24 protein-coding genes are annotated in these 25,165 nt (G+C 72.6%); 5 read left to right on the top strand and 19 right to left on the bottom strand.

The window, feature by feature from the left end; all coding sequences use genetic code 11:
- The first annotated feature begins 260 nt into the window (after window positions 1–260).
- Window positions 261–1,916 carry an alpha/beta hydrolase gene (locus CWOE_RS00925; RefSeq protein WP_012931674.1) on the top strand — a complete coding sequence of 552 codons (1,656 nt, stop codon included), beginning with the start codon at window positions 261–263 and terminating at the stop codon, window positions 1,914–1,916.
- Window positions 1,917–1,949: 33 nt separating this feature from the next.
- Here CWOE_RS00925 and CWOE_RS00920 read toward each other — a convergent pair whose 3' ends face one another.
- On the bottom strand, window positions 1,950–3,656 hold the full coding sequence (locus CWOE_RS00920; protein WP_012931673.1) for a CocE/NonD family hydrolase: 1,707 nt from the start codon (window positions 3,654–3,656) through the stop codon (window positions 1,950–1,952).
- Between the two features lie 140 nt (window positions 3,657–3,796).
- Here CWOE_RS00920 and CWOE_RS00915 point away from each other — a divergent pair, with 140 nt between their 5' ends.
- From CWOE_RS00915 to CWOE_RS00905, 3 genes are read left to right on the top strand one after another with little or no spacing between them, the layout of a single operon-like run.
- Window positions 3,797–5,221: a sugar porter family MFS transporter gene (locus tag CWOE_RS00915; protein ID WP_012931672.1), complete on the top strand. Its 1,425-nt coding sequence runs from the start codon at window positions 3,797–3,799 to the stop codon at window positions 5,219–5,221.
- A gap of 39 nt (window positions 5,222–5,260) precedes the next feature.
- The gene (locus CWOE_RS33230) at window positions 5,261–5,494 is read left to right on the top strand and encodes a CopG family ribbon-helix-helix protein (RefSeq protein ID WP_012931671.1); all 234 of its coding nucleotides are present in this window, start codon (window positions 5,261–5,263) and stop codon (window positions 5,492–5,494) included.
- Window positions 5,491–5,913, top strand: a complete 423-nt coding sequence (locus CWOE_RS00905) for a type II toxin-antitoxin system VapC family toxin (RefSeq protein WP_012931670.1) — start codon at window positions 5,491–5,493, stop codon at window positions 5,911–5,913. Before CWOE_RS33230 ends, CWOE_RS00905 begins: the two co-directional genes overlap by 4 nt.
- Before the next feature lie 65 nt (window positions 5,914–5,978).
- Here CWOE_RS00905 and CWOE_RS00900 read toward each other — a convergent pair whose 3' ends face one another.
- The 10 genes from CWOE_RS00900 to CWOE_RS00855 all read right to left on the bottom strand — a co-directional run bounded on the left by CWOE_RS00900 (window position 5,979) and on the right by CWOE_RS00855 (window position 16,524).
- Window positions 5,979–7,160 carry an ABC transporter ATP-binding protein gene (locus CWOE_RS00900; protein WP_012931669.1) on the bottom strand — a complete coding sequence of 394 codons (1,182 nt, stop codon included), beginning with the start codon at window positions 7,158–7,160 and terminating at the stop codon, window positions 5,979–5,981.
- 25 nt (window positions 7,161–7,185) lie between these two features.
- Entirely contained in the window at window positions 7,186–8,304 is a 1,119-nt protein-coding gene (locus tag CWOE_RS00895) for an alanine racemase (protein WP_012931668.1), read from the bottom strand.
- A complete protein-coding gene (locus CWOE_RS00890) occupies window positions 8,301–9,146 on the bottom strand; it encodes an IclR family transcriptional regulator (RefSeq protein WP_012931667.1) in 846 nt (281 codons plus the stop codon). Before CWOE_RS00890 ends, CWOE_RS00895 begins: the two co-directional genes overlap by 4 nt.
- Complete coding sequence (locus CWOE_RS00885; RefSeq protein WP_012931666.1) at window positions 9,143–10,294, bottom strand: amidohydrolase/deacetylase family metallohydrolase; 1,152 nt, start codon at window positions 10,292–10,294, stop codon at window positions 9,143–9,145. Before CWOE_RS00885 ends, CWOE_RS00890 begins: the two co-directional genes overlap by 4 nt.
- Before the next feature lie 2 nt (window positions 10,295–10,296).
- Window positions 10,297–11,055: an SDR family NAD(P)-dependent oxidoreductase gene (locus CWOE_RS00880; RefSeq protein WP_012931665.1), complete on the bottom strand. Its 759-nt coding sequence runs from the start codon at window positions 11,053–11,055 to the stop codon at window positions 10,297–10,299.
- Window positions 11,052–12,311 (bottom strand): aminotransferase class V-fold PLP-dependent enzyme, encoded by a 1,260-nt coding sequence (locus CWOE_RS00875; RefSeq protein WP_148260844.1) that lies wholly within the window; start codon window positions 12,309–12,311, stop codon window positions 11,052–11,054. The genes CWOE_RS00880 and CWOE_RS00875 overlap by 4 nt, the downstream gene beginning before the upstream one ends.
- The gene (locus tag CWOE_RS00870; RefSeq protein ID WP_012931663.1) at window positions 12,284–13,231 is read right to left on the bottom strand and encodes a phosphotriesterase family protein; all 948 of its coding nucleotides are present in this window, start codon (window positions 13,229–13,231) and stop codon (window positions 12,284–12,286) included. The genes CWOE_RS00875 and CWOE_RS00870 overlap by 28 nt, the downstream gene beginning before the upstream one ends.
- Complete coding sequence (locus CWOE_RS00865; protein ID WP_012931662.1) at window positions 13,228–14,163, bottom strand: carbohydrate ABC transporter permease; 936 nt, start codon at window positions 14,161–14,163, stop codon at window positions 13,228–13,230. Before CWOE_RS00865 ends, CWOE_RS00870 begins: the two co-directional genes overlap by 4 nt.
- Window positions 14,160–14,990 (bottom strand): carbohydrate ABC transporter permease, encoded by an 831-nt coding sequence (locus tag CWOE_RS00860; RefSeq protein ID WP_201447102.1) that lies wholly within the window; start codon window positions 14,988–14,990, stop codon window positions 14,160–14,162. The genes CWOE_RS00865 and CWOE_RS00860 overlap by 4 nt, the downstream gene beginning before the upstream one ends.
- 127 nt (window positions 14,991–15,117) lie before the next feature.
- Window positions 15,118–16,524 (bottom strand): ABC transporter substrate-binding protein, encoded by a 1,407-nt coding sequence (locus tag CWOE_RS00855; RefSeq protein ID WP_012931660.1) that lies wholly within the window; start codon window positions 16,522–16,524, stop codon window positions 15,118–15,120.
- Between the two features lie 197 nt (window positions 16,525–16,721).
- Here CWOE_RS00855 and CWOE_RS00850 point away from each other — a divergent pair, with 197 nt between their 5' ends.
- The gene (locus CWOE_RS00850) at window positions 16,722–17,468 is read left to right on the top strand and encodes an MBL fold metallo-hydrolase (RefSeq protein ID WP_012931659.1); all 747 of its coding nucleotides are present in this window, start codon (window positions 16,722–16,724) and stop codon (window positions 17,466–17,468) included.
- 17 nt (window positions 17,469–17,485) lie between these two features.
- Here CWOE_RS00850 and CWOE_RS00845 read toward each other — a convergent pair whose 3' ends face one another.
- From CWOE_RS00845 to CWOE_RS00815, 8 genes are all read right to left on the bottom strand, one after another.
- A complete protein-coding gene (locus CWOE_RS00845) occupies window positions 17,486–18,487 on the bottom strand; it encodes a Gfo/Idh/MocA family protein (RefSeq protein WP_012931658.1) in 1,002 nt (333 codons plus the stop codon).
- A gap of 62 nt (window positions 18,488–18,549) precedes the next feature.
- On the bottom strand, window positions 18,550–19,539 hold the full coding sequence (locus CWOE_RS00840) for a M48 family metallopeptidase (RefSeq protein ID WP_012931657.1): 990 nt from the start codon (window positions 19,537–19,539) through the stop codon (window positions 18,550–18,552).
- A 55-nt stretch (window positions 19,540–19,594) separates the two neighbouring features.
- The gene (locus CWOE_RS00835; protein ID WP_012931656.1) at window positions 19,595–20,959 is read right to left on the bottom strand and encodes a DUF1501 domain-containing protein; all 1,365 of its coding nucleotides are present in this window, start codon (window positions 20,957–20,959) and stop codon (window positions 19,595–19,597) included.
- On the bottom strand, window positions 20,959–22,626 hold the full coding sequence (locus CWOE_RS29970; RefSeq protein ID WP_012931655.1) for a DUF1800 domain-containing protein: 1,668 nt from the start codon (window positions 22,624–22,626) through the stop codon (window positions 20,959–20,961). The genes CWOE_RS00835 and CWOE_RS29970 overlap by 1 nt, the downstream gene beginning before the upstream one ends.
- A gap of 124 nt (window positions 22,627–22,750) precedes the next feature.
- Window positions 22,751–23,179, bottom strand: a complete 429-nt coding sequence (locus CWOE_RS00830; RefSeq protein WP_012931654.1) for a VOC family protein — start codon at window positions 23,177–23,179, stop codon at window positions 22,751–22,753.
- Window positions 23,180–23,209: 30 nt separating this feature from the next.
- A complete protein-coding gene (locus CWOE_RS00825) occupies window positions 23,210–23,803 on the bottom strand; it encodes an HXXEE domain-containing protein (protein WP_012931653.1) in 594 nt (197 codons plus the stop codon).
- On the bottom strand, window positions 23,803–24,444 hold the full coding sequence (locus CWOE_RS00820; RefSeq protein ID WP_012931652.1) for a response regulator: 642 nt from the start codon (window positions 24,442–24,444) through the stop codon (window positions 23,803–23,805). Before CWOE_RS00820 ends, CWOE_RS00825 begins: the two co-directional genes overlap by 1 nt.
- A complete protein-coding gene (locus tag CWOE_RS00815; protein WP_049793142.1) occupies window positions 24,441–25,085 on the bottom strand; it encodes a sensor histidine kinase in 645 nt (214 codons plus the stop codon). The genes CWOE_RS00820 and CWOE_RS00815 overlap by 4 nt, the downstream gene beginning before the upstream one ends.
- Window positions 25,086–25,165 lie beyond the last annotated feature (80 nt).

Genomic DNA, 25,165 nt, shown 5'->3' with positions numbered 1-25,165 from the left:
CGGGGTCGTTCGCCGAATGGCGCGCTGAAGCTCGGACGAGAGCTCATCTCCACGGGTGCTCGGCAGAAGTCGGACCCGCTTGAGGCGTGGGCGACATGTCTCCCGGCTGACCGCGCACCGGGAGAGCGCGCGCACAGCGGGTAGGCGGCGCATCACGCAGCGTCGCCCGGCCGGTCATCGGGACCGGGCGGCGAACCGACGAACGGCGCGCGGAGCGTGGGCCGACTCGCCCACCCGCCCCCGCGCCGGAGGGAGGACTCATGGCTTCACGCCATTCGGTGGCGCGCTGGCTGACGGCCTGCGCCGCCACGATCGCGCTGCTCGCCGTGCTGGTGCCGGGCGCGCAGGCGCAGAACGGGGACGCCGGCCGGCCGCCGGCGCTCGCATGGGGCGACTGCTCCGCGATCGAGGGCGCCAACCCGCGCGCCGAGTGCGCGACCGCGACGGTGCCGAAGGACTACGGCCATCGCTCGCGCGGCACGCTCGACCTGTACGTCGCGAGACTGCCGGCGAAGAGACCGGAGTCGCGCATCGGCTCGCTGTTCGTGAACTTCGGCGGACCCGGCGGCACGGCCGCCGACCGCATCGCGACCGAGCCCGACACGACCGAGGAAGGAGCGACGTTCGCGGCGCTCAACGAGCGCTTCGACATCGTCGGCGTCGACCCGCGCGGCGTCGGCCTCAGCAGACCGTCGATCGACTGCAGAGCGAACCAGGAGACGCAGGGGGTCTACGCGCAGCCGTTCGAGCGGCCCGAGATCCTCGACCCGCGTGCCATGGTCGGGCGCGACGTCGACTACATCGCGCAGTGCGTGCGACTGAACCGCGACGTGCTGCCGTACGTCTCGACCGCGAACTTCGCGCGCGACCTCGACGGGCTGCGCGCGGCCGTCGGCGACGACAAGATGACGTACCTCGGCTTCTCCTACGGGACGTTCCTGGGGGCGACGTACGAGTCGATGTTCCCGCGCAATACGCGCGCGATCGTGCTCGACGGCGCGCTCGACCCCGACCAGTACGTCAACGACCCGCTCGCCTCGCTCGACGAGCAGTCGGCCGGCTTCGAGCGCGCGGTCGGACGCTTCCTGCAAGCCTGCGCCCGCGATCAGGCCGCCTGCGCCGGCTTCGGCGGCGACGACCCGTGGGATGCGCTGGAGCGGCTGATCGAGCAGGCGTACGCGTCGCCGATCCCGGCCGGTGACCGGCCGGCGATCGACGGCGACGACGTCAACGCGGCGGTCGTGCAGGCGGTCTACGCGAAGCAGCTGTGGCCGTTCCTGGCGCGCGCGCTCGCGGCGCTGGAGAGAGGCGACGGCAGCAGACTGCGCCAGCTCGTCGACATCTTCTACGGCGACAACGGCGACGGCACGTACGACCCGATCACCGACCGCTACTTCACGATCGGCGCGCTCGAGCAGCGCTATCCGCACGACCTGCGCACGTTCCTGCGCGAGGGCAGACGTTCCTACCAGCGCTACGACCACGCCTGGTGGAACCACGGCTACGTCGAGGCGGCATGGGGCTTCTACCCCGTCGAGCCGCGCGGCGTCTTCCGCGGCCCGTTCGTGAACCCGGCCGGCGCGCCGCCGACGCTCGTCGTCGGCACGACGTACGACCCGGCGACGCCGTACAAGGAGGCGAGACGGCTCGTCGGACAGCTCGGCAACGCGCGACTGCTGACGATGCGCGGCGACGGCCACACCGCCTACGGCGGCAACTCGCCGTGCATCGACGCGGCGGTCGACGCCTACCTGATCGACGGCACGCTGCCGGCGGAGGGGACGTCGTGCAGACAGGAGGTCCCGTTCGCCCAGCCGCAGCCGGCCGCGCCGGCGCCGCTGAGCGCGGTGGCCGACCGGCAGCAGGACGGTCCCGCGATCGCGGTCGCCCCGCACGTGAAGCCGGACTTCCGCTGAGGTGCGGTGCTCGGCGGCTGGGCGCTTCGTCGCTCAGCCGCCGCGCACGCTCAGCACGACCGCCGACGGGTGCGCGGCGTCGTGCAGCAGCTCGTGGTCGACCGCGACGAGCCTCGTCGCGGTCTGCGGCGGCTCGCCGGTGCCGGCGTTGCGCGCGTAGCGCGGGTGGGCGCCGCCCGCGACGAGCACGCGGACGCGGTGGCCGGCTCCGAAGCGGTGCGCGGTCGGCCACAGCTGGAAGCTGACGCGGCGGCTGCCGTCGGCCGCCGCGGGCGGCGCGTCGGCGGTGAGGCGGATCAGCGCGTCGCAGACGTTGAGCGAGCGCCCGTCGGGCTCGACGTCGCAGACGCGCACGAAGACGTCGGCGTAGGGGCTGCTCGTGCGCACGTGCAGGTCGGCCTCGACCGGCCCGAGCGCCTCGACGTCGTGCTCCAGCGGCGCCGTCGTGAAGGTGAGGACGTCGGCGCGCGCTTCGAGCGGGCGGTTGTCCGTCACCGGCTCGCGCGCGAGCAGGACAGGGCCGCCGAGCGCGGGCGTCGGGTCGTTGGGGTCGTAGCGGAAGCGGTCCGGTGCGGTGTCGCTCGCGGCCGCGTCGGCAGCGCCGCCGGGCTGGACGGCGACAGCCGTGGGATCCGGCGGCGGCGCCTCGGCGAGCCGACCGCCGCCGCGCAGGTGCAGCCGCCAGGGGCGGACGCCGGGCGGCGGCCAGTCGGGCAGCGCGCGCCAGGCGTTCTCACCGCCGACCCAGACGCGCACCGGGGCCTCGTCGAGCAGGCGGCGGTCGCCGGCCAGATGCGCCCGCAGCCACGCGATCCCCTCGCGCGTGCTGGCGGCGAGCAGGCCCGGAGAGGTGTGCGCCCACGGACCGACGACGAGCTGGGTCGTGCGGCCGGCTCTGCGCAGCGCGACGTAGTCCTCGATCAGCCACGGCAGGAAGATGTCCTGCCAGCCGCCGATCAGCTGGACCGGCGCGGTGACGCCGGCGACGTCGGCGGAGAAGTCGCGTTGGGTCCAGTACGGGTCGTCCGGTGCCGTGACGTCGAACCACTCGCGGAAGAACGGGACGGGCTCCCCGGCGACGAGCGCGTCGACCTCTTGCAACGGGAGCGCATCGAACGCGCGGGGGAGGCTGCGGCGCATCCCGAGGATCAGCCGCAGCGGCGCGAGCCGGCGCTCCTGCGCGGCGATGATCAGCATCCAGGAGAGCGCGGTGTCGAGCGAGATCGAGCCGCCGCCGTACGCCTGGCCGTGGAACTGCGAGGCGGTGATCGACGGCGCGAGCGCGCCGATCGAGCCGTCCGCCGCGCTCGCGACCGCCCACTGCGTGAGGCCCATGTAGCTGCTGCCGATCATCCCGACCGGCCCCTCGCACCACGGCTGGTCTCTCAGCCAGCGCAGCGTCGCGAGGCCATCGGCGCGCTCGTCGAACGGCGTGAACTCGCCGCCCGAGCCGAACGTCCCGCGCACGCTCTGCACGACCGTCTGGAAGCCGCGCTCGGCGAGCAGCCGCCCGTAGACGAAGCCGAAGAAGCCGCGCCGGCCGTACGGGGTGCGGATCAACACCGTCGGAGGGGGCGAATCGGTGCCGTCGGAGGGCTCCGCGCGCGCGATGTAACGATCTGCCAGCAGGACGACGCCGTCGTCCATCGTCGCCGGCAGGTCGCGCTCGACGACGACGTCCCGCGTCTGCGCGCGCGGCAGACGCAGCGAGCGCCCCGCGATCTCGCTCAGAAGGGTCATCGGCTGCCGTCCCCGATCTGCACGTCGTTCGACCGTAGCGCGTCGCTGCGCATCGCGACACCCGCCGCCGCCGCGCACGCGTGTACGCTCGCGCCCGCGACGCCGCCCAGCGGGGGCGGCACCGATGGAGGAGAACGGGCATGGCGGAGGCGGCTGCGTCGGGGTCGGGGCACGAGTCCCACTACCGGCGGAACGTGTGGGTGACGGCCGGCGTCGCCGCGATGGGCGGGGCGTTGTTCGGCTACGACACCGGCATGATCTCCGGCGCCCAGGTCTTCATCGAGCAGGACTTCGACGTCTCCTCGTCGGGGATCGGGCTCGTCGTCAGCGCCGTGACGGCGGGCGCGCTGCTCGGCGCGCTCGCGACCGGTCCGCTGACGCAGCGGATGTCGCGGCGGGCGATCATCCTGCTGGCGGCCGTCGTCTTCATCTTCGGCGCCGCGCTCGCCGCGGCGGCGCCGAACGTCGAGGTGCTGATCGGCGCGCGCCTGGTCATCGGCCTCGCGGTCGGGTTCGCCTCGACGGTCGTCCCGCTCTACATCTCCGAGGTCGTGCCGACCGCGAGACGCGGGTCGATGGTGGCGATGTTCCAGCTCGCGATCACTGCCGGCATCCTGCTCGCCTACCTCGTCAACGCCGTCTTCGCGGGCTCGGAGGAGTGGCGCGCCGTCTTCGCGCTCGCGGCGGTCCCCGCGACGGCGCTGTTCATCGGCATGCTGCTGCTGCCCAACAGCCCGCGCTGGCTCGTCGCGGTCGGCCGCGTGGACGACGCGCGCGAGGTGATGCAGCACGTTCGCGACCCCGACGACCCGGCGACCGAGCAGGAGCTGCAGGAGATCGTCGCCGCGGTCGACGAGGACGCCAGACGCGCGAAGCAGCCGCTCGCGCAGGCGCTCACCAGCCCGCTCGCGCGGACGATCCTGACCGTCGGGATCGGGCTCGGGATCTTCCAGCAGATCACCGGCATCAACACGATCATCTACTACGCGCCGACGATCCTGAAGGAGGCCGGGCTCGGCACCGAGACCGCCGCGTTGACGACGGTCGGGATCGGCGCGCTCAACTTCCTCGCGACGCTGTTCGCGCTGACCGTCGTCGACAGAATCGGCCGCCGCACGATCCTGATCGTCGGCATGACCGGCATGGTGCTGACGATGGCGGCGCTGTCGATCGTCTTCGCGATCGACGACTTCGACGGGATCGGCCAGATCGTCGCCGTCGCCTCGCTGTTCGGCTTCATCGCCTGCTTCGCGATCAGCTGGGGCTGGGGCTTCTGGGTGATGGCGTCGGAGATCTACCCGCTCTTCATCCGCGGCCAGGCGATCTCGATCGGCAACACGATCCAATGGGGGGCGAACTTCGTCATCTCGCTGCTGTTCCCGATCCTGCTCGCCTCGTGGGGCGGCGCGCCCGTCTTCGCGATGCTGGCTGCCTTCGGCATCGCCGCGCTGCTGTTCACGTGGCGGCTCGTGCCCGAGACGAACGGCAAGACGCTGGAGGAGATCGAGGCGGAGTGGCGCCGCCGCGCCGGCGTCAGAGACGAGCCGGCGGCAGCGCCCGCCTGACCCGCGCAGCAGCGGGCAATACCGGTGTATCCTCGTCGCATGGCGAAAGTGATGATCAGCCTCCCCGACGACCTGCTGGAGCGATTCGACACGTACGCCCAGCGGCGCAGAACGACCCGCAGCGGCCTGCTGCGGGAGCTGGCCGAGCACGAGCTGGCGGCCAACTCCGACGCCCGGCGCAGACGCGTCGACGAGCTGTTGGCGAACCCCGGCAACTACGGCGGCCACGGCACGAGATACGTGCGCGAGGACCGCAACCGCGACAACCCGTGAGCGTCCTGCTGCTCGACGCAAGCGTCTGGATCGCGTCGGTCGACGGTGATGACAGACACCATGCCGCCGCACGCGAGCTGATCGCGGACGGGCCGGGCGCGCGCGAGCTGGCGGCGCTCGATCTGACCGTGTTCGAGGTCGCGAACGTGGCGGTCCGCAGCTGGCGCGACGTCGCCCGCGCGACGCGTCTCGCCGAGCTGGTCGAGGTCTCATGCGCGTCGGACCTCGAGCGGATCGACGGCGAGACGGCGGCGTACACCGTCCGCATCGCCGACGAGCTGGGGTTGACCGCGTACGACGCGGCCTACGTGGCGGTCTCGCGGCGGCGCGGCTGGACGCTCGTCAGCTGCGACATGAAGGACCTCGTCGGACCGGGGCACGCCGTCGCACCGGACGACGTGCCGCCGCTCGCGAGCTGAGGTCCCGCGCCCGACGCCCGGTGGCGGCGCGCCGCAACGCGGCCGCGTGCCCGCGCCGCGGCGCCTCAGGCGGTCGTGAGCGCCGGGTCGGCGGTCTCGATCCGCAGGCCGTCGTCGCGGGTGAAGAAGTGGATCCGCTCGCGGCGGACCGCCAGCTCGACCGGCTGGCCGACGGCGACGGGGGCGCCGGCCTCCAACCGCGCGGTCAGCAGCGCGCGCGTGTCGCCGAGCAGCTGCGCGTCGCGCTCGCCGGTGAGGCCGCCGCGGCCGTCGAGGTCGAGCTGGGTCGCCTCGATCCCGAAGATGATGTGGATCTCCGAGCCGAGCCGCTCGACGACGTCCGGCACGACGCGCAGCCGCGGCAGCGCCGGATCGACGTCGGGCCCCGCGAGCAGGAAGTCGGTCGGGCGGATGCCGAGGATCACGTCGCGCTCGCCGACGCGCTCGCCGACCTCCGGCGCGAGCGCCAGCGACTCGGCGCCGAAGCGCACGACGTCGCCGGCGACCGTCCCCTCCAGCAGGTTCATCGCCGGTGAGCCGATGAAGCCCGCGACGAACGCGTTCGCGGGCCGCTCGAACAGCGTCTCGGGTGTGTCGCACTGCTGCAGCACGCCGCCGCGCAGCACCGCGACGCGCGAGCCGAGCGTCATCGCCTCGACCTGGTCGTGCGTCACGTACACGGTCGTGACCCCCAGCTGCTCGTGCAGCCGTGCCAGCTCCGCCCGCATCGCGACGCGCAGCTTCGCGTCGAGGTTGGAGAGCGGCTCGTCCATCAGGTACGCGGCCGGCTGACGCACCATCGCGCGGCCCATCGCGACGCGCTGGCGCTGACCGCCGGAGAGCTGCGCCGGCTTGCGGTCGAGGTACTCCGTCAGCCCGAGCGAGCGCGCGACGCGCTCGACCCGCTCGTTCATCTCCGCCTTCGCCATCTTGCGCAGCTTCAGCCCGAAGCCGATGTTCTCGCGCACCGACAGGTGCGGGTAGAGCGCGTAGTTCTGGAACACCATCGCGACGTCGCGGTCGCGCGGCTCCTCGTCGGTCACGTCGCGCTCGCCGATCTCGATCGTGCCGAAGGTGACGTCCTCCAGCCCCGCGATCATCCGCAGCAGCGTCGACTTGCCGCAGCCGGACGGGCCGACGAGCACCATGAACTCGCCGTCGGCGATCTCCAGGTCGACGCCGTCGACCGCGAGCGCACCGCTGCCGTCGTACTCCTTGCAAACGTCGGTCAGCCTGATCGCGGCCATCGGGTCCTCCAGTCAGTGCACAAGGTCATGTCATGCGCCCGCGGGCAGCCACGGGCCAACGGTCGACGACGTGGCCCCGCTCGACGACGGTGACGGCGTCGAACAGGTTCACGACGGGGCAGATGTGGTTCGGCGCGATCGCGACGCGCGTCCCGACGGCGACGTCGGCGCCGGCCGGCAGCGCGACGAGGCCGTGCTCCTCGCTCGCGCGCGCGACCGGCCAGCCGCTCGGGGCGACGGCGCCGAAGTCGCCGTCGGCGCCGGGCACGATCATGCGGTCCGACGTCAGCGCCTTCGCGCCCGCGTCGACGCACGCGACGCCAGCCGAGGGGCGGCTGACGACCGTCGCCAGCACGGTCGCGGCGAGATCTCCGGCCGTCGCGCTGCCGTGCGCGACCTGGCTGCGGTCGTTGAAGACGTAGGTGCCGGGGCGGATCTCGGTGACGCCGGGATGGCCGGCGGCGAAGCGTGCGGTCGCGGTCGACCCCATCGAGACGACGGGGCAGTCGACGCCGGCCGCGCGGATCGCCGCGGCGCTCGCGACCATCGCCTCGCAGGCGTCGGCGGCGGCGCGCTCCAGCTCCGCCTCCGAGGCGGCCTGGTAGGCCTGCCCCTCGTGCGTCATCACGCCCTCGAAGCGCAGGCCGGGCAGCGCCGCGACCGCTCGCGCCAGCTCGACCAGCGCCGCGGACGCCGGTTCGAGGCCGAGCCGGTGCATGCCGGTGTCGACCTCCACGCGCACGCCGACCTCGACGCCGGCTGCGGCGACCGCATCCGAGATCCCCGTCGCGGTCTCCACAGCGTCGACCGCGACCGCGATGCAGCCGCCGGGCTCCGAGGCGAGCCGCCGCGCCAGCGCGACGAGGCGCGCGAGCTTCAGCTCGCCGACGAGCGGATAGGCGATCAGCAGATCGGTCACGCCGGCGTCCGCGAAGACCTCGGCCTCGCCGAGCTTGGCGACCGTCAGGCCGGCGGCGCCGGCGTCGAGCTGCATCCGCGCGACCTGCGGCAGCTTGTGCGTCTTGGCGTGCGGTCGCAGCGCGACGCCGGCGTCGCGCGCGAGCGCGGCCATCGCCTCGACGTTCGCGCGCAGCACGTCGCGGTCGACGACCAGCGCCGGCGTGTCGACCGCGTCAAGCGTCACGCGGGCTCCCCCGCGCCGGACGTGCCGACCGCGCCGACCGCAGCGCCGGACGCCGTCTCGACCCACCCGAGCTGGCGCGACAGCTCGGCGGTCGCGCTGCGCAGCGCCTCCAGCGCCCGCTCGCCGACCTCGTCGTCGTAGCGCGGCGTCGGTATCGAGACCGACATCGCGGCGATCGTGTCGCCGCGCGGGCCGTGCACCGGCATCGCGATGCAACGACAGCCGAGCACGTACTCCTCATCGTCGGTCCCGTAGCCGCGCTCGCCGATCTCGCGCAGGCCGTCGAGCAGGTCGTCGACGTCGATGATCGTCGCGGGCGTGAAGCGGGGCAGCTCGACCGAGCGCAGCCGCTGCTCCGCGTCGGCGAGGTCGAGCTGCGCGAGCAGCGTCTTGCCGACGCCGGTGCCGTGCGCGAACAGCCGCTTGCCGACCTCGGAGACGAGCTTCATCGGGTGCGGCGACTCGCTGATCGCGAGGTACACGACCTCCATCGCCTCCAGCTGTGCGAGCTGCACCGTCTCGCCGGTCTGCTCGACGAGCCGGTCCATCAGCGGCTGCGCAAGCGAGACGAGGTCGCCCTCGCGCTCGCTGGCGCGCGCCAGCTCCCGCATCCGCGAGCCGATCCGGTAGCGCTTGTCGCCCTCGTCGTACTCGACGAAGCGACGGCGGGCCATCGTCCGCAGCAGGTTGGAGGTGGACGAGCGCGGCATCTCCAGCTCGTCCGCGATGTCCATCAGCCGCATCGGCTCACGCCCCGCCAGCAGCTCCAGCACGACCAGCACGCGGTCCGCGGACTTGACGGTCGTGAAGGCGGCCTCCTCAGCCGTTCCCCCGTTCTTCATGGCTGGCGTTCCTTCCGAGCGTCGTGGACGATGGCTCCGGCGCGCACGGTCAGCGCCGCTCGCAGCCGGCGGCTTCCCGAGAACGTCCCCCCGCGGGTGTCCGCGTACGCGATCGGACCTTCGACCAGCTCGAACGCGGCGACGTCGGCGGGTGCCCCGATGCGGAGCGTACCGACGCCGTCAGCGGCGAGCCCCGCGTGCTGCGCCGGCTTCAGCGTCGTGCGGGCGATCACGTCGTCGACGTCCATCCCGAGCGCGAGGAACTTCGACATCACCGCCGGCAGGTCGCCGATCGCGTCGAGCGAGTAGGCGTGCACGTCGCTGCTGATCGTGTCGGGCAGGAAGCCGGCGGCGAGCATCTCGGTCGCGACCTCCGCGTCGAACGCCGACATCCCGTGCGCCACGTCGAAGACGACGCCGCGCTCGCGCGCGGCGAGAACCGACTCGCGCACGCGGCCGTCGAGGAAGAGGCGGTTGTCCTCGAAGCCGGTGAAGCAGTGCGTCAGCACGTCGCCCGCGTGCAGCTGGGCCATGATCTCGTCGCTCCCGGGCGGCGCCGGGCCGAGGTGGATCATCAGCGGCAGGCCGAGCCGGTCGGCGACGCGGCGCGCGCGCAGCATCGGCTCCGCGCCGCTGGCCCCGACGACGTTGCCCGACGCGCGCACCTTGATCCCGATCACGAGGTCGGCGTGCTCCGTCGCGCAGATCGCCGCGACCTCCTCGTCGCAGTAGGCGAGGTTCTCCAGCTCGCCCGCGAGCAGGATCGACGTCGCGCCGATCGAGGAGATGTTGAGGAACGCGCGCACGCGCGCCGTCGCGCGGTCGATCGTGCCGCGCCGGAACGCGCCGAACAGGTGGCCGCCGGCGCTGCCGGTGTCGACGAACGTCGTCGTGCCGGAGGCGGGGCCGACGACGTCGGGGTCGACGCCGAGGTCCTGCCCGACGAAGACGTGCGCGTGCAGGTCGACGAGACCGGGCGTCACGAGCAGGCCGGAGACGTCGACCGTCTCGACGCCGTCCGGGCAGATCGGCGCCTCCTCGACGGCGGCGATGCGCCCGTCGACGACGAGCACGTCGGCGCGGCGGCGCGTCTCGCCGCGGGCCTCCGGGTCGACGACCGTGCCGCCGTGCAGGAGCAGAGCGTCCACGCCTACATCCCCAGCAGCTCGCCGCCGTCGACGACGAGGTCCTGCATCACGATGTGGGCGGCCCCGGGCGAGAGCAGGAAGCGGGTCGCGACGGCGATGTCCTCGCTGGTCGCGACGCGGCCGACCGGGATCCGCGGCCGGAGTGCGAGCGCGCTGCCCTGCGCGAGGTCGTCGACCGACGAGTGGTCGCTCGCCAGCTCACGCATCATCGGCGTGTCGGTCGGGCCGGGCGAGACGGTGTTGATCCGCACGCCGTCGCCGGCGACCTCCATCGCCAGCACGCGCAGCGCCTGCCGGAGGCCCGCCTTCGAGGCCGAGTACGCCGCCTGCCGCATCCGCGGCATCCGCGCCGCGATCGAGGCGATGCCGACGATCGCGCCGCCGCCGCTCGACGCCATCGCGCCCGCGTAGAGCTGCGCCGCGTGGTAGCAGCCGACGAGGTTGATCCGCAGGATCCGCTCCATCTCCTCGCGCTCCAGCTCCAGCGACGGCGACGCGCTGAAGACGCCGCCGGGGATCGCGACGCGCGTCGCCTCGCGGCTGGCCGCGAACAGCTCCTGCACCGACGCCGGCTCAGCGAGGTCGACCCGGCGGGCGACGCACTCGGCGTCACCGGAGCCTGCGGCCGCCGTCTCCTGCGCCAGCTCGAGGTCGACGTCGGCGACGACGAGTCGCTCGACGCCTTCGTCCCGCGCCAGCTCGACCGCGATCGCGCGGCCGATGCCACGCCCCCCTCCGACCACTACCGCCGTCCCGGTCATGCGTCCGTGTCCTTCCTGTCTGCCTTCGTGTGAGCTGAAGTCGGGTCCGTCCGCCGCAGCGCCGCGGCGAGGGCGGCCGCGACGACGGCCGCCTCGCCGTCGCGCAGGTGCGTCGGGGTGACGCGCAGCGCGCCGCGCCAGGCGACCGCCTCGTCAAGCGCGATCGGCGGCGCGCCGGCGGCGAGCGCACGCACGACGTCGTAGGCGCCGAGCCCGAGCGCCGGCTCGTCGAGCGCGATCTCGGCGATCGGCCAGCCGCGCTCGCGGCCGTCGGCCGGCAGCACGCGCGCGTCGGCGCCGGGGATCCCGGCGAGCGCGTCGACCACCGTCTGCGCGGCGGCGCGCCAGCGCGCCTGGTCGGCGGCGTGGTCGCGCGCGACGTACGCCCGCAGCGCGGCGAGCAGGCCGGCGATCTCCTCCTTGCCGACCTTGAGCGCGCGGCCGATGCCCTGGTGCGGCGGGCCGGCGACGGTGCCGCCGGCGATCAGCGGCGCGCCGTGCCACGTCTCGACGCGCACGTCCTGGTCCTGCTGCTGGAGCGCGACCGAGCGCAGCAGGTCGGCGCGGCCGTAGAGGAAGCCCGACGCGGCCGGGCCGCCGATCCACTTCCCGCCGCTGACGGCGACGAGGTCGACGCCGAGGTCGGCGAAGCGGCGCAGGTTCTCGACCGGCGGGATCGCGAGCGACGCGTCGAGGATCACCGGCACGCCGCGCGCGTGCGCGATCGCGACGACCTGCTCCAGCGGAAGCGCGTTCGCGCCGCTGTTGGAGAAGTAGAGGACGGCGGCGGTCCGCTCGCCGATCGCGGCGTCGAGCTCGTACGGGAAGGTGAGGTCGTGGAAGCCGATCTCGACCAGCCGCGCGCCCGACGCGCGCACGGCGTGGTCGTAGGCGATCCGCTGGCCGCGGTGGACGACGATCTCGTCGCGCATGCCGTCGGTGAACGGCAGCCGGTTCATCAGCGCCGGGTCGTCGCCCGCGATGCAGGCGGCGGCGGCGAGCATCAGCCCGGCCGCCGCGCCGTTGGTGACGTAGCCCGCCTCGGCGCCGGTCAGCGCCGCGATCTCGGCGCCGGCGGCGCGCTGCAGCTCGTGCATCGGCAGGTAGACGGCGGCCGCCTCGGCCATCGCGGCGAGCACGTCCGCCGACGGCGTCGAGGAGCCGAGCCGCGTCGCCGGGCCGACCGCGTTGATCAGCGGGCGCACGCCGAGGCTGTCGAGCAGCGCGGTCACGCTCCGACCCGGCTGAGGTCCCACGCGAACGCCTTGCCCGGGTTCGCGACCGTCATCGTGTGGATGTCCTCCTCGCTGACGCCGCGCTCGCGCAGCATCGGCAGGAAGTTGACGATCACGTTGTCGTAGCCGCAGCCGTCGTAGAAGGCGAGCTGGCCCAGCTCGCAGATGTCGTTCGACAGCATGACCTGGCCGGCGAGCCCTTCCGCGCACAGCCCCGCGACGTTGTCGGCGCGGACCGACAGCGGCGCGTAGCCGCCGATGAAGGCGAGGTTGTCGACGTCGAGCCAGGCGCCGCGCTCGGCGATCGGCAGCCAGTGGCGGATGCCGGGCCGGTCGCCGAGGTGGGAGATGATCACCGCGGCGGCCGGAACCCCCTCCTCGGCGAGCAGGTCGAGCTGCTCGATCGCCAGCTCGCCCCAGTGCGTCGTGTGCGTCATGATCGGCACGCCGGTGCGGCGGTGCGCACGGCCGGCGGCACGGAAGACGCGCTCCTGCGCCGGCGTCACGTGGTGGCGCTCGGTTCCGATCTCGCCGATGAAGCCGGGCTTGACGCCGGTCCCGTCGACCCCGTCGACCAGCTCGGTGACGAGCCGGTCGGCGAGCTGGTCGGGCATCTCCTCCAGCACGTAGTCCGGGTAGACGCGCTCGCGGTACCAGCCGGCGCCCATCACGACGTGGACGCCGCTGCGCTCGCTGATCCGCTTCAGGGCCGCCGGAGCGCGCGCAAGCCCGATGTTGGTCGGGTCGCAGATCGTCCCGCCGCCGGCCGCCTTGTAGCGCGCCGCCTCTCTGACGGCCAGCTCCTCGTCGTCGAGGATCGCGTCGTACAGCTCGCGGATCCCCCACCCGTCGACGAGCAGGTGGTCGTGGCTGAGCGTCACGCCCATCTGCTCGGGCGCGATCGGCCCGAGCACGGTCATGACCCGTTCACTGCTGTTCATCGAACGCTCCCGCGGGCGAGCCCGCTGACGATGTAGCGCTGGAAGACGACGGCGATCAGCACCGGTGGGATGAGGCTGAAGATCGACGCGGCGGCCAGCGTGGTCCATGAGAACTGCTGCAGGTTCTGCAGCCCTGCGACGACCGGCGGAGCGGTCAGCTCGTTCGTCAGCACGAGCGCGTAGAAGAACTCGCTCCACGCTTCGAGGAAGACGAGCAGCCCGGCCGCGATCAGCCCCGGCCGCGCGAGCGGCAGGACGATCGAGATCAGGCACTTCAGGCGCGAGGCGCCGTCGAGCATCGCCGCCTCCTCCAGCTCCTTCGGCACGCTGTCGAAGTACGACTTCAACAGCCAGATCGCCAACGGCAGCGTGAAGACGAGGTAGCTGATGATCAGCGCCGGAGCGGTGTTCAGCAGCTCCGTCTTGCGGAAGAAGACGAAGAACGGCGAGACGATCGCGATCGCGGGCACCACCCGCGAGGCGAGCAGCCCGAGATAGGCGATCTTCGCCCCGCGGAACGGATAGCGGGAGAAGGCGTACGCCGCCGCACCTCCAACGACGAGGTTGATGAAGACGACGACGAGGCCGACCATCACGCTCCGCCCCATCGCCGGCATCAGCCGCTCGACGGCGTTCGTGCTGGAGACGCTGACGCCTCTGGCGGCGTCGTCGCTGAACGGCGTCGAGTCGCCCTTGAGGATCGCCGTGTAGTTCTTCAGCGTCGGCTCCTCGGGCACCCAGTGATACGGCACTCTGCCGACCTCGGAGGGCTTCATGAAGCTGCTGGTGACGGTGAAGTACAGCGGGAACAGGACCCAGATCGCGAACAGCGCGACGCCGACGTAGATCAAGAACTGGCGCAGCGGGCGCCGTCTCGCGCTGCGGCGTCTGCGCCCGCTCGCGGCCCGCTCTCTCATCGCGACGGCGCTCATGAGACGCCCTTCGTCACGTCGTCGGAGCGGTAGATCACTTTCACGAACAGCAGTCCGATCAGCAGCGCGACGACGCCGAGCACCACCGCGGTGGCGGAGCCGAGGCCGACGTTCGTGTACACGAACAGTTGCTCGTAGAGGAAGATCGACAGCACCTCGGTCGCGTTGCCGGGACCGCCCTGCGTCAGCGCGTAGATGACGTCGAACTGCATGAAGCCGAAGATCACGTTGATGACGATCACGACGACGATCACGGGCTTGAGCCACGGCAGCGTGATCAGGCGGAAGCGCTGCCACGCGGTCGCGCCGTCGACCTTCGCCGCCTCCGGCAGCTCATGCGGGATCGTCTGCAGGCCGGCGAGGAACAGCAGCGCAGCGAACGACGCCTGACGCCATGCGGCTGCGAGCACGGAGATGATCAGCGCGCCGGTGTCGCTCGACAGCCACGCCTTGTACTCGTCGATCACGCCGATTTGGTAAAGCGCGCCGTTGAGCGCGCCGACGTCGCCGTCGGCGAACCACTTCCAGATGATGCCGGCGATCACCCACGGGCACGCCCACGGGACGATCAGCAGCGTGCGCGCGAGCCAGCGGCCGCGGAAGCGCTCGTTCAGCAGCAGCGCGAATGCGAGGCCGAGCACGGTCGAGACGACCAGGAACGCGATCGCGTAGACGGCCGTCAGCCACAGCGAGTGGACGAAGTCCGGGTTCTCGATCAGCAGCTTGAAGTTTCTGAGCCCGACCCATCTCGTGTCGCCGTTGAGTGCGACTCTCTGGAGCGAGTAGATCAGCGTCTGGATCGCCGGCCAGGCGATCAGACCGAGCACGACGATCAGCGCAGGCAGCGCCAGGTAGAGGCCGAACCGCCTGTCCGCCGCGGCGCGGCGCGAGCGACGTCGCGCTCGCGTCCGCGCCGGCTGGGACCGGACGGGTGGCCGGGGTGCCGCCGTGCTGTCAGCCTGCGGCGGCAAAGCTCTTCGCGTCGTCGGCGAGCGACGAGATCGTGTCCTTCACGCTCGCCTGGCCGAGCAGCATCGCCTGGATGCGGTCGCCGACCTTCGTCTGGAAGGACGAGTACCACGGCAGCACGCGGGCGGGGACGACCTGCGAGGCCTCGAACGCTCTCTCCAGCTCGCCGAGGTCGTAGTAGGCGGGGAACGCTCTTCTGAACTGCGGGTCCTTGAAGAGGCCGGGGTAGGGCCCGAGCAGCGCGGCCGACTCGGCCCACGATATGAACGTGCCGTAGCGGCCGTCCTTGTCCTTCCAGCCGTAGAACTTGAGCAGCTCCCACGCTCTGTCGGCACGACCGCCGTCGGCCTTGGTGCCCATCTGGACGACCTCGCCGATCTGGAGGCTCTCGCCCGAGCTGCCGGGGATCCGGTAGCTCATCGTGACGTTTCTCGACTGCGGTCCTCTGGCGTTGCGGATCTCCTTGAGGAAGTAGTGGTGCAGGGTGAAGAAGCTGGAGGTGCCCTGCGCCATCGCCGCGACGTGCTTGCCGGGATCGTCGGTGAGGATCGATCTGGCGGTGAGGCCGTCCTGGTACATCGACGTCCACCAGTCGAGGACGCCCTCGGTCTTGGGGTCGTCCTGGAACGTCGGGTTGCCGTCGTCGTCGAACGGGACGATGCCCTCGGAGACGAGGTAGAGGATGAAGTACTCCTCCGAGAACTGCTTGGTCCAGTAGGCGGCGTAGGGGGCGCGGACGCCGCCGGCCTTGAGCTTCTCGCACTGGTCGTAGATCTCGCTGTACGACTGCGGCGCGGCGGAGATGCCGTTCTCTCTCAGCTGCGCCTCGTTGTACATCAGGAGGTGCACGGCGGAGAAGTACGGGACCGAGACGATGCGGCCGTCGGGCAGCTTGTGCCGCGCGGCGGAGGTCTCGAACATGTCCGCGAGCATCTCCTCGACGCCCGGGAGGTCGTTCAGCTCCTTCGCCCAGCCGGCGTCGACGAACTTCGTCGAGTTGTACGCGAAGTTGTAGTAGGCGTCGATCTCCTGGCCGCCTTGCAGGCGCGTCTGGATCGCGGGCCCGTAGCCGATGTTGGGGATCAGTGTGAGGTCGACCTGGTTGCCGTACTGCTGCTTGAACGCGGCCAGGTTCTCTCTGATCTGGTCCGGATACGCCTCCCACGCGGTCATCGCGAGCGCGCCGGTGTACGCCTCGGAGGTGCCGCCGGAGTCGCCGCTCGTGCTGGCCGAGCTGTCGTCGTCGCCGCTCCCGCAGGCGGAGAGCAGGCCCATCGCCGGCAGCGCGATGCCGGCGGCCGCAGCACCGCGCAGCAGCGTGGCGCGCGAGACCTTCAAGCCCTGTTCGGCGTCGGCGCGCTCACGCGCGTCGGCGTCCTGATGGTCGTGCATCCCTCTTCCCTCTCGTTCGTCCTCGACGCGAACCCTCGGACAAGATTTGATTCATATACGTGAATCAAGATTCTTGTATGGGTATTGTTACGGGGAACCGCCGCCGAGGTCAAGAGTCCCGGCACAATTTTGTTCTCACACGAGAATCTGCGTACTCATACTTGAATCGAGCGCGGATGTCGAGATAGGCTCGCGCCATGTTCCACACGCTCACCGCGTGCCCGGTCGCGGTCCACGAGGTGCCCACCTCGAAGGTCTTCTTCGGCCGTGACGACGACGCGATCCACGCACTGACGTTCTACGTCTGGATCGTCCGCGGACCCAACGGCGTCGGCCTCGTCGACGCCGGCCTGCCGCCGCACGCCGACGACCTCGCGGCATTGCGTACGACCGGCGTCTACCGCGACGTCGTCCCGCTCGCCGACGTGCTCGCGCAGCACGCGCTGACGCCCGCCGACGTCGACTGGTGCTGCATCACGCAGCCGGTCACGTACCACTCCGGCGGCGTGCTCCCCGAGCTGCTGCCGCACGCGCAGGTGTACCTCTCGCGCGCCGGCATGACCGAGCTGCTGTGCGACCCGCCCGGCCACCCGCCGACCGAGTTCTTCTTCACCGCGCGCTCGTGGGCCTACCTGCGCGAGCTGGCGATCGACGGACGGCTGCACGTCGTCGACGAGCCGACCGAGGTCGTGCCCGGCGTCGTCTTCGAGACGACCGGCGGCCACCACCCCGGCTCGGCCGGCGTGAGAGTGCAGACCGCCGACGGCCTCGCCGGGATTCTCGAGACGGCGTTCGTGCAGGAGAACGTCGATGCCGAGATCCCTGTCGGGATCGCCGAGGACGTCGCCCGCTGCCGCCGCGAGATCAAACGTTGGAAGCAGACGTGCGACGTCGTGCTCGCCGACCACGAGCCGGCGCTGGCGGAGCGCTACCGCGGCCGATGAGCCAGAGGAGCGGCCGACTACGGCGTTATGTCAACCGCGCGCCCCGTGCGCGCGGACTCGAACGCGGCGAGCGCGACGCGCAGCGCGCGCAGGCCGTCGCGGCCGGTGACGGACGGCTCGCGGCGCTCGCGGATCGCGGCGGCGAACTCGGCGACCTCGGCGCCGAGCCAGTCGTCGCGGCGCTGGTGCTGGTCGAACGCGCTGCGCGCGGTCTGCGCCTCGATCGATCTCCACGTCTCGATGCGGACGTGGCCGTGCGTGCCCTGGATCGCCAGCTCGACGATCCCGTCGCCGTCGTAGCCGGTCACGAACGAGGCGGCGGAGGTGCCGACGGCGCCGTTGGCAAACGTCAGCGTCACCGCGGCGGCGACGTCGGCGGGCTCGGCGCCGCGCAGAGCGCGCTCGTGCACGCTCGCCTGGACGCGCACGATCGGGCTGTCGAGCAGCCAGGCGAGGCGGTCGAAGCTGTGGTGCATCTGCAGCTGCACGACGCCGCCGCCGGCCGCGCGATCCCAGTACCAGTCGGGACCGTCGGGAGCGCTGTCGACGATGATGTCGGTCGCGAGCACCGGCGCGCCCAGCTCTCCGGCGGCGAGCATCCGCTTGGCGGTCGTCAGCTCGACGTGGAAGCGGTGACTGAAGCCGACCATCAGCCGCACGCCCGCGCGCTCCACCGCCGCGAGGATCCGCTCGCCCTCCGCCAGCGTCTCGCACAGCGGCTTGTCGATCAGCACGTGCAGCCCCGCCTCCGCGGCAGCGCACGCGGCCGCGGCGTGGAGGTGGTTGGGCAGGCCGACGTAGACCGCGTCGACCTCGCCGCCGGCGACCAGCTCCTCCCACGTCGCAACCGCGGAGCAGCCGAACGCCTGCCCCAGCCGCTCGCGCTGCGCCGGGTTCGCGTCCGCGATCGCGCGCACCTCGATCCCGTCGAGTCGCGCCACCGTCGCGGCGATCCGCTCGCCCATGATCCCGCCGCCGGCGATCCCGAGCCGGATCACCTCGCCAGTCGCAGCTCCCATCCCGTCTCCGTTCCCATTTGTGAATCGAGAATCTGGTACGGGAATTCTACGGCGAAGCCGCCTTACGAGCCGATGTCGTCCTTCGCCTTCCTCAGCCAGTCGGCGAGCTGCTGGCCGCCTTGGCCGATCGTCTCGCCCGCGTCGCGGAAGGCGTCCTTGAAGCGGTCGCTGTAGAACGAGACCGCCTCGCCGCTCTCCGCTCTGACGCTGACCGGATCGTCGCGCTTGACGTAGTCGCCACCGACGATGCGGTCGAACTCGCCGGAGCGGACCCACAGCATCAGCTCGCGCGTGCGCCGCACCGGCAGCGGGTGCGTCAGGCCGAGGTCGAGCAGCAGCCGCGTCAGGCGTTCTATCCCGTTGCCTCTCTCGGCGTAGTCCATGCTCTGCGTCATGAAGGCGTCGAGGTCGAGCTCGTCGACCATCGTGCCGGCGGTGATCGACATCAGCGTGCGGCAGACCGCGAGCGGGTCGCGCGTGACGAGCGCGGCGGCGCGGTCGCAGCTCAGCTCGGTCGCGCGGTACCACTCCAGCAGCGCCGTGCGGACCGGCATCAGCGGCAGCGGCATGCGCGCGGCGGCAGTCAGCCGCAGCAGGATCAGCAGCGCGGTGCGGTAGAGCTGGTGGTCGGCGAGGATGTGCGCCGCCTCGTGCGCGAAGACGGCACGCCGCTGCGGCGCGTCGAGCAGCTGCAGCAGCTCCGACTGGACGACGACGATCGGGTTCTTCGCGCCGATCGCGAACGCGTTCGGCTCAGGCGTCTGCATGACGTAGAGCGGCGGCGTCGAGGCGATGTCGAGCGTCGAGTAGGCGAAGACGTGATCGGACCAGACGTCGGGCAGCTGCTGCTCGCCGAGCCGCACCGAGGCGCCGAGCGACGCCTGCCGCAGTGCGCGCTCGTAGCCGAGCTGGATCAGCATCCGCACGACCTTGTCGAGGTACGGCACCGAGGCCAGCGCGGCGGTAGCGGCGCGGTCGGCCGGGTGCTGCCAGGCACGCGGCGAGATGTCCTTCAGCTGGTAGCCCTTGACGGGTGCGTCAGACGAGGTCATCCACGCCACGATACGCGCTCCGCATAAGCGCAGCTAACGCTTGTGCCGCCGCGCGTCAGCGGAGGAGCGCGTAGCGCTGAAAGCGCGCCGCTTCCGGGATCACCTGCGCGGCGTCCTGGCCCATCCACTGCTCGATCACGCTCGCGTAGAGCGCGCGGAAGTCGCTCGTCGGCAGCAGGTTGCCCTCGACGTCGAGTCTGCTGAGACCGGGGAACTCGCCGACCCAGCCGCCGCGCACGCGCGTACCCAGCAGGAAGCCGACGCCGCCGGCGCCGTGGTCGGTGCCGGCCGAGCCGTTCTCCTCGGGTCGGCGCCCGAACTCGCTCCAGGCGATCGTCAGCACGCGATCGGCGAGGCCGGGGCGCGACTCCAGGTCGGCCTGGAACGCCGCGAGCGCCGCGCCGGCTTCGGCGATCTGCTCGGTGAACGTGTCGCGCTGGCCGGCGTGCGTGTCGAAGTCGGCGGTCGCGTCGACCGTCGCGCAGCGGATCGGCAGCCCGGCCGCGAGCAGGCGCACGACGTCGCGCAGCCGCTGCCCGAGTCTGCCCGCCGGGTAGCTGACCGACGTGCCCGGCAGCGGCGCCGACAGCGCCGCGCGCAGGTCGGCCGCGTCGCGGTGCATCGCGCGCGCCGGGCCGAGCACCGGGTCGGTCGACGTCAGGCGGCCGATCGCCGCGTGGCCGCGCACCAGCTCGTCCTTGAACGGCCCGCCCTCGATCCCGGGCGAGACGAAGTCGTACGCCTGCGGCGCCTCCGCCGCGGCGACCGCGACCCGCGCGCTCGCGAGCGACGGCGACAGCGTCGGCCCGACCGTGAAGCCCTGGACCGGGTTGTGGTCCTCGCCGACGATGTCGAGGTAGCGGCCGAGCCAGCCGGTCGCGCTGTCCGGGTCGGTCGCGCCGACCTCGTAGAAGTGGCGCGAGGTGAAGTGCGAGCCGTTCGCGTGCTCGTAGCCGATCGCCGGGAAGACGGTCAGCCGGCCGCGGTCGTGCAGCTCCTTGAACGCCGCTGCCGACGGATGCCAGCGCATCGCGGTCGTCCCGCTCGCGGGCAGCGTGGCGGCCGGTTCGACGAACAGCGACGGGCGCAGCGCTCTCGTGTAGCGCGGATCCTCGACCGGCGCCAGCAGCGCGATCGAGTCGACGCCTCCGGAGAGGAAGACGGAGACGATCACGGGCGCGTCGGGGGCGGCCGCCGCGGCGGCGTCGAGCCCCTCGGCGAACGCCTGCGGGGCGAGCGCGCGGCCCCCGAAGATCGTCAGCGCGAGGCCAGCTCCGCCGAGCAGCAGCGAGCGGCGCGTCATCCCGGTGCCGGCCGGGAGCGGCATCCCCGGCTCGATCGCGGGGAGGCCGTCGCCGGCGGTGGCACGGCCGCTGCGGGCTGCGCTCGCGCGGGTGAACTCGTCGCAGGAGCGGTGCATCAGCAGACCTGTGCGTCGGGGGACGTGATCGCGAGATGGCGGAGGATCGTCTGGCGCAGCGCGTTGCGCCCGCTCGCGCTGACGCCGGTCGAGAGGCGGCCGATCCGCTCGGCGGTCTCGACCAGCACCGCGACGGTGTCGCCGTGGAGCGGCGGGTCGTCCCAGAAGCGCAGCGCCATCGCGACCGCCTGCTGCGGTGTCTCGTCCGCCGGGTACGGGCTCTCGGCGGTCAGGTGACGGCCCTTGAGCGCGAGGTCGGCGAGCTTCCAGCGGGCGTGCAACGTCGAGGTGTCGAGCCAGCGGTCCTCGCGCCAGCCGGCGATCGTCGGCGGGTAGTGGAGCCGCTGGCCGGCGTTGGCGGTGTAGCCGGTCCAGCCGATCGCCTCGATCCCGGCGCCGAGCGCGCGCATCAGCCCGGCGGCATAGACGACCGGCGGCTTGACGAGCGGCGGCCCCTCGTAGACCGCGGGGTGCGTGAGGATCGCCTCGACGACCGGCATGACCGCGTGCCCGCGCTCGACGTAGAGCCGTTCGAGCAGGACCCGCTGGTCGGGCGGCGGCGGCTGCGCGACGAACGCCGACCACAGCTTCAGCACGAAGAACGACGGGTGCAGGCGGTGCGTGATGCAGGCGTCGACGACGTCGTCGGGATCGTACGGCGCGACTCTGCCGAAGATCTCCTTGTTCGTCGTGTCGTGCCACTGCGGGTCGAACCAGAAGCTCTGCCAGCCGTTCGGCTGCCGGAAGTCGCCCTCGTAGCCGGTCAGACCGCGCGCGGCCTCGCGGATGTCGCGCTCGGCGTACGCACCACGGTCGGGGCCGAGCGTGAACAGCTCCATCAGCTCGCGCGCGAAGTTCTCGTTCGGGCGGTGGCGCTGGTTGCCGACGCCGTTGAGGCGGACGAGCATCGCGCCGTCCTCCATCACCATCCGCGCGAGGTCGCGGAACGAGCCGCGGCCGTGCGTGCGAAAGAGCTCGACGTGTCTCGCCAGCAGCGTGTATTGGCCGACGTTGTCGTCGCTGATGCCGAACCAGTCGTGCCACAGCAGTGCCATCCGCTCGACGAACGGCTGCGTCGAGCGCACCATCCGGTCGAGCCAGGCGAGGTGGTCGTGCTCGAATCTGACGCCGGGCTCGAGTCTGTCGTCGAACTCGGTGTACGGCGCCGGGCCGACGAGCTGGGCGGGACCGCTGGCGCGCGTGAGCGCCGTGACCGCGCCGTCGAGCCCGAGCGCGGCCAGCTGCGCCGCCTCGCCCCGACGTGGCCCGAAGCCGGCGCGCCACTGCAGCCGCGTCGCCTGCGCGACGCCGAACGGGCCGTCGTAGCGGAGCAGGCCGGGCGGCCGCGGGACGGACGGCGGCTGCTCCGGCGGAGGCGTGCCCGGCGGCTGCTCGCCGGGCGGCGGCGTGGGCGGCGCCGCCTCCGGCGGCAGCCCCGGGACCGGCGTGCCGTTCGGGATCGTCGGCAGCGCGGGATGCGGCGACTCGGCGTCGGGCGCTCTGCGCGGCGGGCGCTTCGGCGCCGGCGCTCTGCTCGCCGGCGCTCTGCGCTTCGCCGGCGCTCTGCGGCAGCTGGCCGGCTGCTTGCCGCGCTTGCCGCGCGCCGGTCTGCGGCACGGCTTTCTGCGCGGGCGGCGCTGCTTCGATGGCTTGGAGGATCTGCGCATCCGCTGATCGCGGCGCTCCCGCCATCCGGGCGGCGAGCACAGGCGACGGCGGCAACGCTACGCGCGGGCGCGCACGCCGTCCTCCCCCGTTCGGCTCGTCCGCCTCCGACGAACGGGTCAGGCGCTACGCGCCGCCGGCCGGGTGCGGCGGGTCCTGCGGCGTCGCGAAGGCGCCGCCATCGATCAGCTCGACGCGGTAGCCGTCGGGGTCGGCGACGAAGCAGATGCGGCCGACCTCGTCGCGCCCGCCGGGCGCGTACGGCGGCTTCTCGGGCTCGATCCCCGCCTGCGCGAGCGTCGCCAGCAGCGCGTCGAGATCGTCGACCGTGAGCGCCATGTGGTTGTAGCCGTCGCCGAGGTCGTACGGCTCGGTGCGGCCGACATTGACGGTCAGCTCGAACGTGTCGCCATCTCCGGGCAACCCCATATAGATGTTGTAGGCCGACTCGAAGACGAGCCGCCCGCGCCGCTCGAATCCGAGCAGCTCGTAGAAGCGCAGCGAGGCCTCGACGTCGCGCGCGCGGATGCAGGTGTGGACGAAGGCGGTGGGCATGGGATCCACGCTAGCGCGCGGCGCCCCGCCTCAGCGCGCGGCGGCGCGCGCCAGCCGGCGGCGCATCGCGGCAAACGTCCCCACCCCGGACGCGGCGCCGACGGCGAGGCCGATCACGACCGGCCGCGTGCCGCCGCGCGGGTCGCGCGCGATCGCGGCGAGCCCGGCGACGCCGAGCGGCAGGAACAGCAGCGCGGAGGTGACCGCGCCGGGGTTGCGCTCCCGCCGCCGCACCGCGAGCGCGACGTGCATCGCGCCGTTGGCGACGTTGACCGCCAGCGCGCTCGCACCGAGCGCGGGCGTGCGCATCCCGCCGCGCGCGGCGGCGGCGGTCACGCCCCATCCGATCGCGACGTTGATGACGAGCCCGCCGCCGCGCGTGATCGGGAACTCGTCCTGCTCGCTGCCGATCACCTCGCGGTTGAACCACGGCAGGAAGCCACCCGGCCAGAACCACTCCTCCGTCTGATGCCAGAGCAGCGCGGCCGGCGCGGTCCACAACGCCCAGCGCACGTCCTCGCCGAGCCGGTCGCGGACGGCGATCAGCGCGACGGTCGACGCCGGCGCCGCGGCGGCGGCGAGCCACGGCCAGCGGCCGTGCGTGCGGTCGGCCAGCGCGCTCATCAATAGACAGCGTGCAGGACGGCCCAGCGCGCGAGGTCCGAGCGGCGCCGCATGCTCGTCTTCTCGCGTATGCGCGCGAGGTGGTTCTGGACGGTGCGGGGCGAGACGAACAACCGCTCGGCGATCTGTCTGTCGGTCATCCCCTGCGCGACGAGCCGCAGCACCTCGTGCTCGGTCGCGGTCAGCTTCTTGCGCACGTCGGGCGCCTCGCCGGTCGACGCGCGCGAGTACGCCTGCAGCAGGTGCGGCGCGAGCTGCGGCGCTATCACGGAGCCACCACCGTGGACGGTCAGGATCGCCTGGCGCAGCTCCTCGCCGCTGGTGCGCTTGGTCAGGTAGCCGGCTGCGCCGGCCGCGATCGCGTCGAGCAGCGGCTCCGCCTTCTCGGTCGCGGTCATCACGATCGACTTGGCCGACGGCAGCTCGGTCCGCAGCCGCTCCAGCACCATCATGCCGCCGATCTCCGGCATGTGCAGGTCGAGCACGATCACGTCGGGACGCAGCTCGTGCGCGAGCGCGAGGCCCTCACGCCCGTCGACGGCGGCACCGACGACCTCGATCCCGGGATCCCGCGAGAGCGCGTCCACGACGCCGTCGCGGACGAGCGGGAAGTCCTCGACGACGAGGACCCGGATGTTCACGCCGCCCGTCCCTGCTCCGCGTCGGCGCCTGCGTCGAGCGGCAGTCTCAGCGTCACGCGCGTGCCGTGCCCGGGCCGTGAGCGGATCGTGGCGGCGCCGCCCTCGCGCGCGAGCCGGCCGACGATCGACTCGCGCAGGCCGGCGCCGCCGCGGCGCACGCCGGCGACGTCGAAGCCGGCGCCGTCGTCGCTGACGATCACCGTGGCGGCGGCGCCGACGACGTCGCACGTGACGAGCGCGCGCGTCGCGCGGGCGTGCTTGCGTGTGTTGCGCAGCGCCTCGGCCGTCGCGGCGGCGAGCTGCTCGGCCTGCCTGCCGGTCAGCTCGCGCTCCTGCTCGCCGAAGATCAGCCCGATCTCGTGGTCGGCGAGCGCACGCTCCTCCGCGACGACGATGCAGAGCCGCTCGCACAGCTCGCCGTGGCCGCCCGCCGCCTCCTGCGCGGTGTCGCCCTCGACGTACGCGCGCAGCTCGGCGGCCGCGTCGGCGGCGACGCGGCTCAGCGCGGCGGCGTCGGGCTCGTCGGCATAGCCGCCGCTGGCGATGTACTCCAGCACCTGAAGGACGGAGTCGTGCAACCACGCCCGCGTGTGCGCACGCTCGGTCTCGACCGCCGCCTGCACGACGGCGGCATCCGCCATCGGACGGGGGACCGACAGGGTGGGAGCGGGACGTTTCACCTTGGAGATGTCGGCAATGGTGCCCGACTGCTTGAGCGCCA

It is taken from the genome of Conexibacter woesei DSM 14684, from assembly GCF_000025265.1.
GTDB lineage: Bacteria > Actinomycetota > Thermoleophilia > Solirubrobacterales > Solirubrobacteraceae > Conexibacter > Conexibacter woesei.
This window is presented reverse-complemented; position numbering and strand designations above follow the sequence as displayed.

Bases quoted from the DNA above. Each gene is read 5' to 3' on its own strand.
- CWOE_RS00925 (WP_012931674.1), top strand. From the start codon at position 261: ATGGCTTCACGCCATTCGGTGGCGCGCTGGCTGACGGCCTGCGCCGCC.
- CWOE_RS00920 (WP_012931673.1), bottom strand. From the start codon at position 3,656: ATGACCCTTCTGAGCGAGATCGCGGGGCGCTCGCTGCGTCTGCCGCGC.
- CWOE_RS00915 (WP_012931672.1), top strand. From the start codon at position 3,797: ATGGCGGAGGCGGCTGCGTCGGGGTCGGGGCACGAGTCCCACTACCGG.
- CWOE_RS33230 (WP_012931671.1), top strand. From the start codon at position 5,261: ATGGCGAAAGTGATGATCAGCCTCCCCGACGACCTGCTGGAGCGATTC.
- CWOE_RS00900 (WP_012931669.1), bottom strand. From the start codon at position 7,160: ATGGCCGCGATCAGGCTGACCGACGTTTGCAAGGAGTACGACGGCAGC.
- CWOE_RS00890 (WP_012931667.1), bottom strand. From the start codon at position 9,146: ATGAAGAACGGGGGAACGGCTGAGGAGGCCGCCTTCACGACCGTCAAG.
- CWOE_RS00880 (WP_012931665.1), bottom strand. From the start codon at position 11,055: ATGACCGGGACGGCGGTAGTGGTCGGAGGGGGGCGTGGCATCGGCCGC.
- CWOE_RS00870 (WP_012931663.1), bottom strand. From the start codon at position 13,231: ATGAACAGCAGTGAACGGGTCATGACCGTGCTCGGGCCGATCGCGCCC.
- CWOE_RS00865 (WP_012931662.1), bottom strand. From the start codon at position 14,163: ATGAGCGCCGTCGCGATGAGAGAGCGGGCCGCGAGCGGGCGCAGACGC.
- CWOE_RS00855 (WP_012931660.1), bottom strand. From the start codon at position 16,524: ATGCACGACCATCAGGACGCCGACGCGCGTGAGCGCGCCGACGCCGAA.
- CWOE_RS00850 (WP_012931659.1), top strand. From the start codon at position 16,722: ATGTTCCACACGCTCACCGCGTGCCCGGTCGCGGTCCACGAGGTGCCC.
- CWOE_RS00845 (WP_012931658.1), bottom strand. From the start codon at position 18,487: ATGGGAGCTGCGACTGGCGAGGTGATCCGGCTCGGGATCGCCGGCGGC.
- CWOE_RS00840 (WP_012931657.1), bottom strand. From the start codon at position 19,539: ATGACCTCGTCTGACGCACCCGTCAAGGGCTACCAGCTGAAGGACATC.
- CWOE_RS00835 (WP_012931656.1), bottom strand. From the start codon at position 20,959: ATGCACCGCTCCTGCGACGAGTTCACCCGCGCGAGCGCAGCCCGCAGC.
- CWOE_RS29970 (WP_012931655.1), bottom strand. From the start codon at position 22,626: ATGCGCAGATCCTCCAAGCCATCGAAGCAGCGCCGCCCGCGCAGAAAG.
- CWOE_RS00830 (WP_012931654.1), bottom strand. From the start codon at position 23,179: ATGCCCACCGCCTTCGTCCACACCTGCATCCGCGCGCGCGACGTCGAG.
- CWOE_RS00825 (WP_012931653.1), bottom strand. From the start codon at position 23,803: ATGAGCGCGCTGGCCGACCGCACGCACGGCCGCTGGCCGTGGCTCGCC.
- CWOE_RS00815 (WP_049793142.1), bottom strand. From the start codon at position 25,085: ATGGCGGATGCCGCCGTCGTGCAGGCGGCGGTCGAGACCGAGCGTGCG.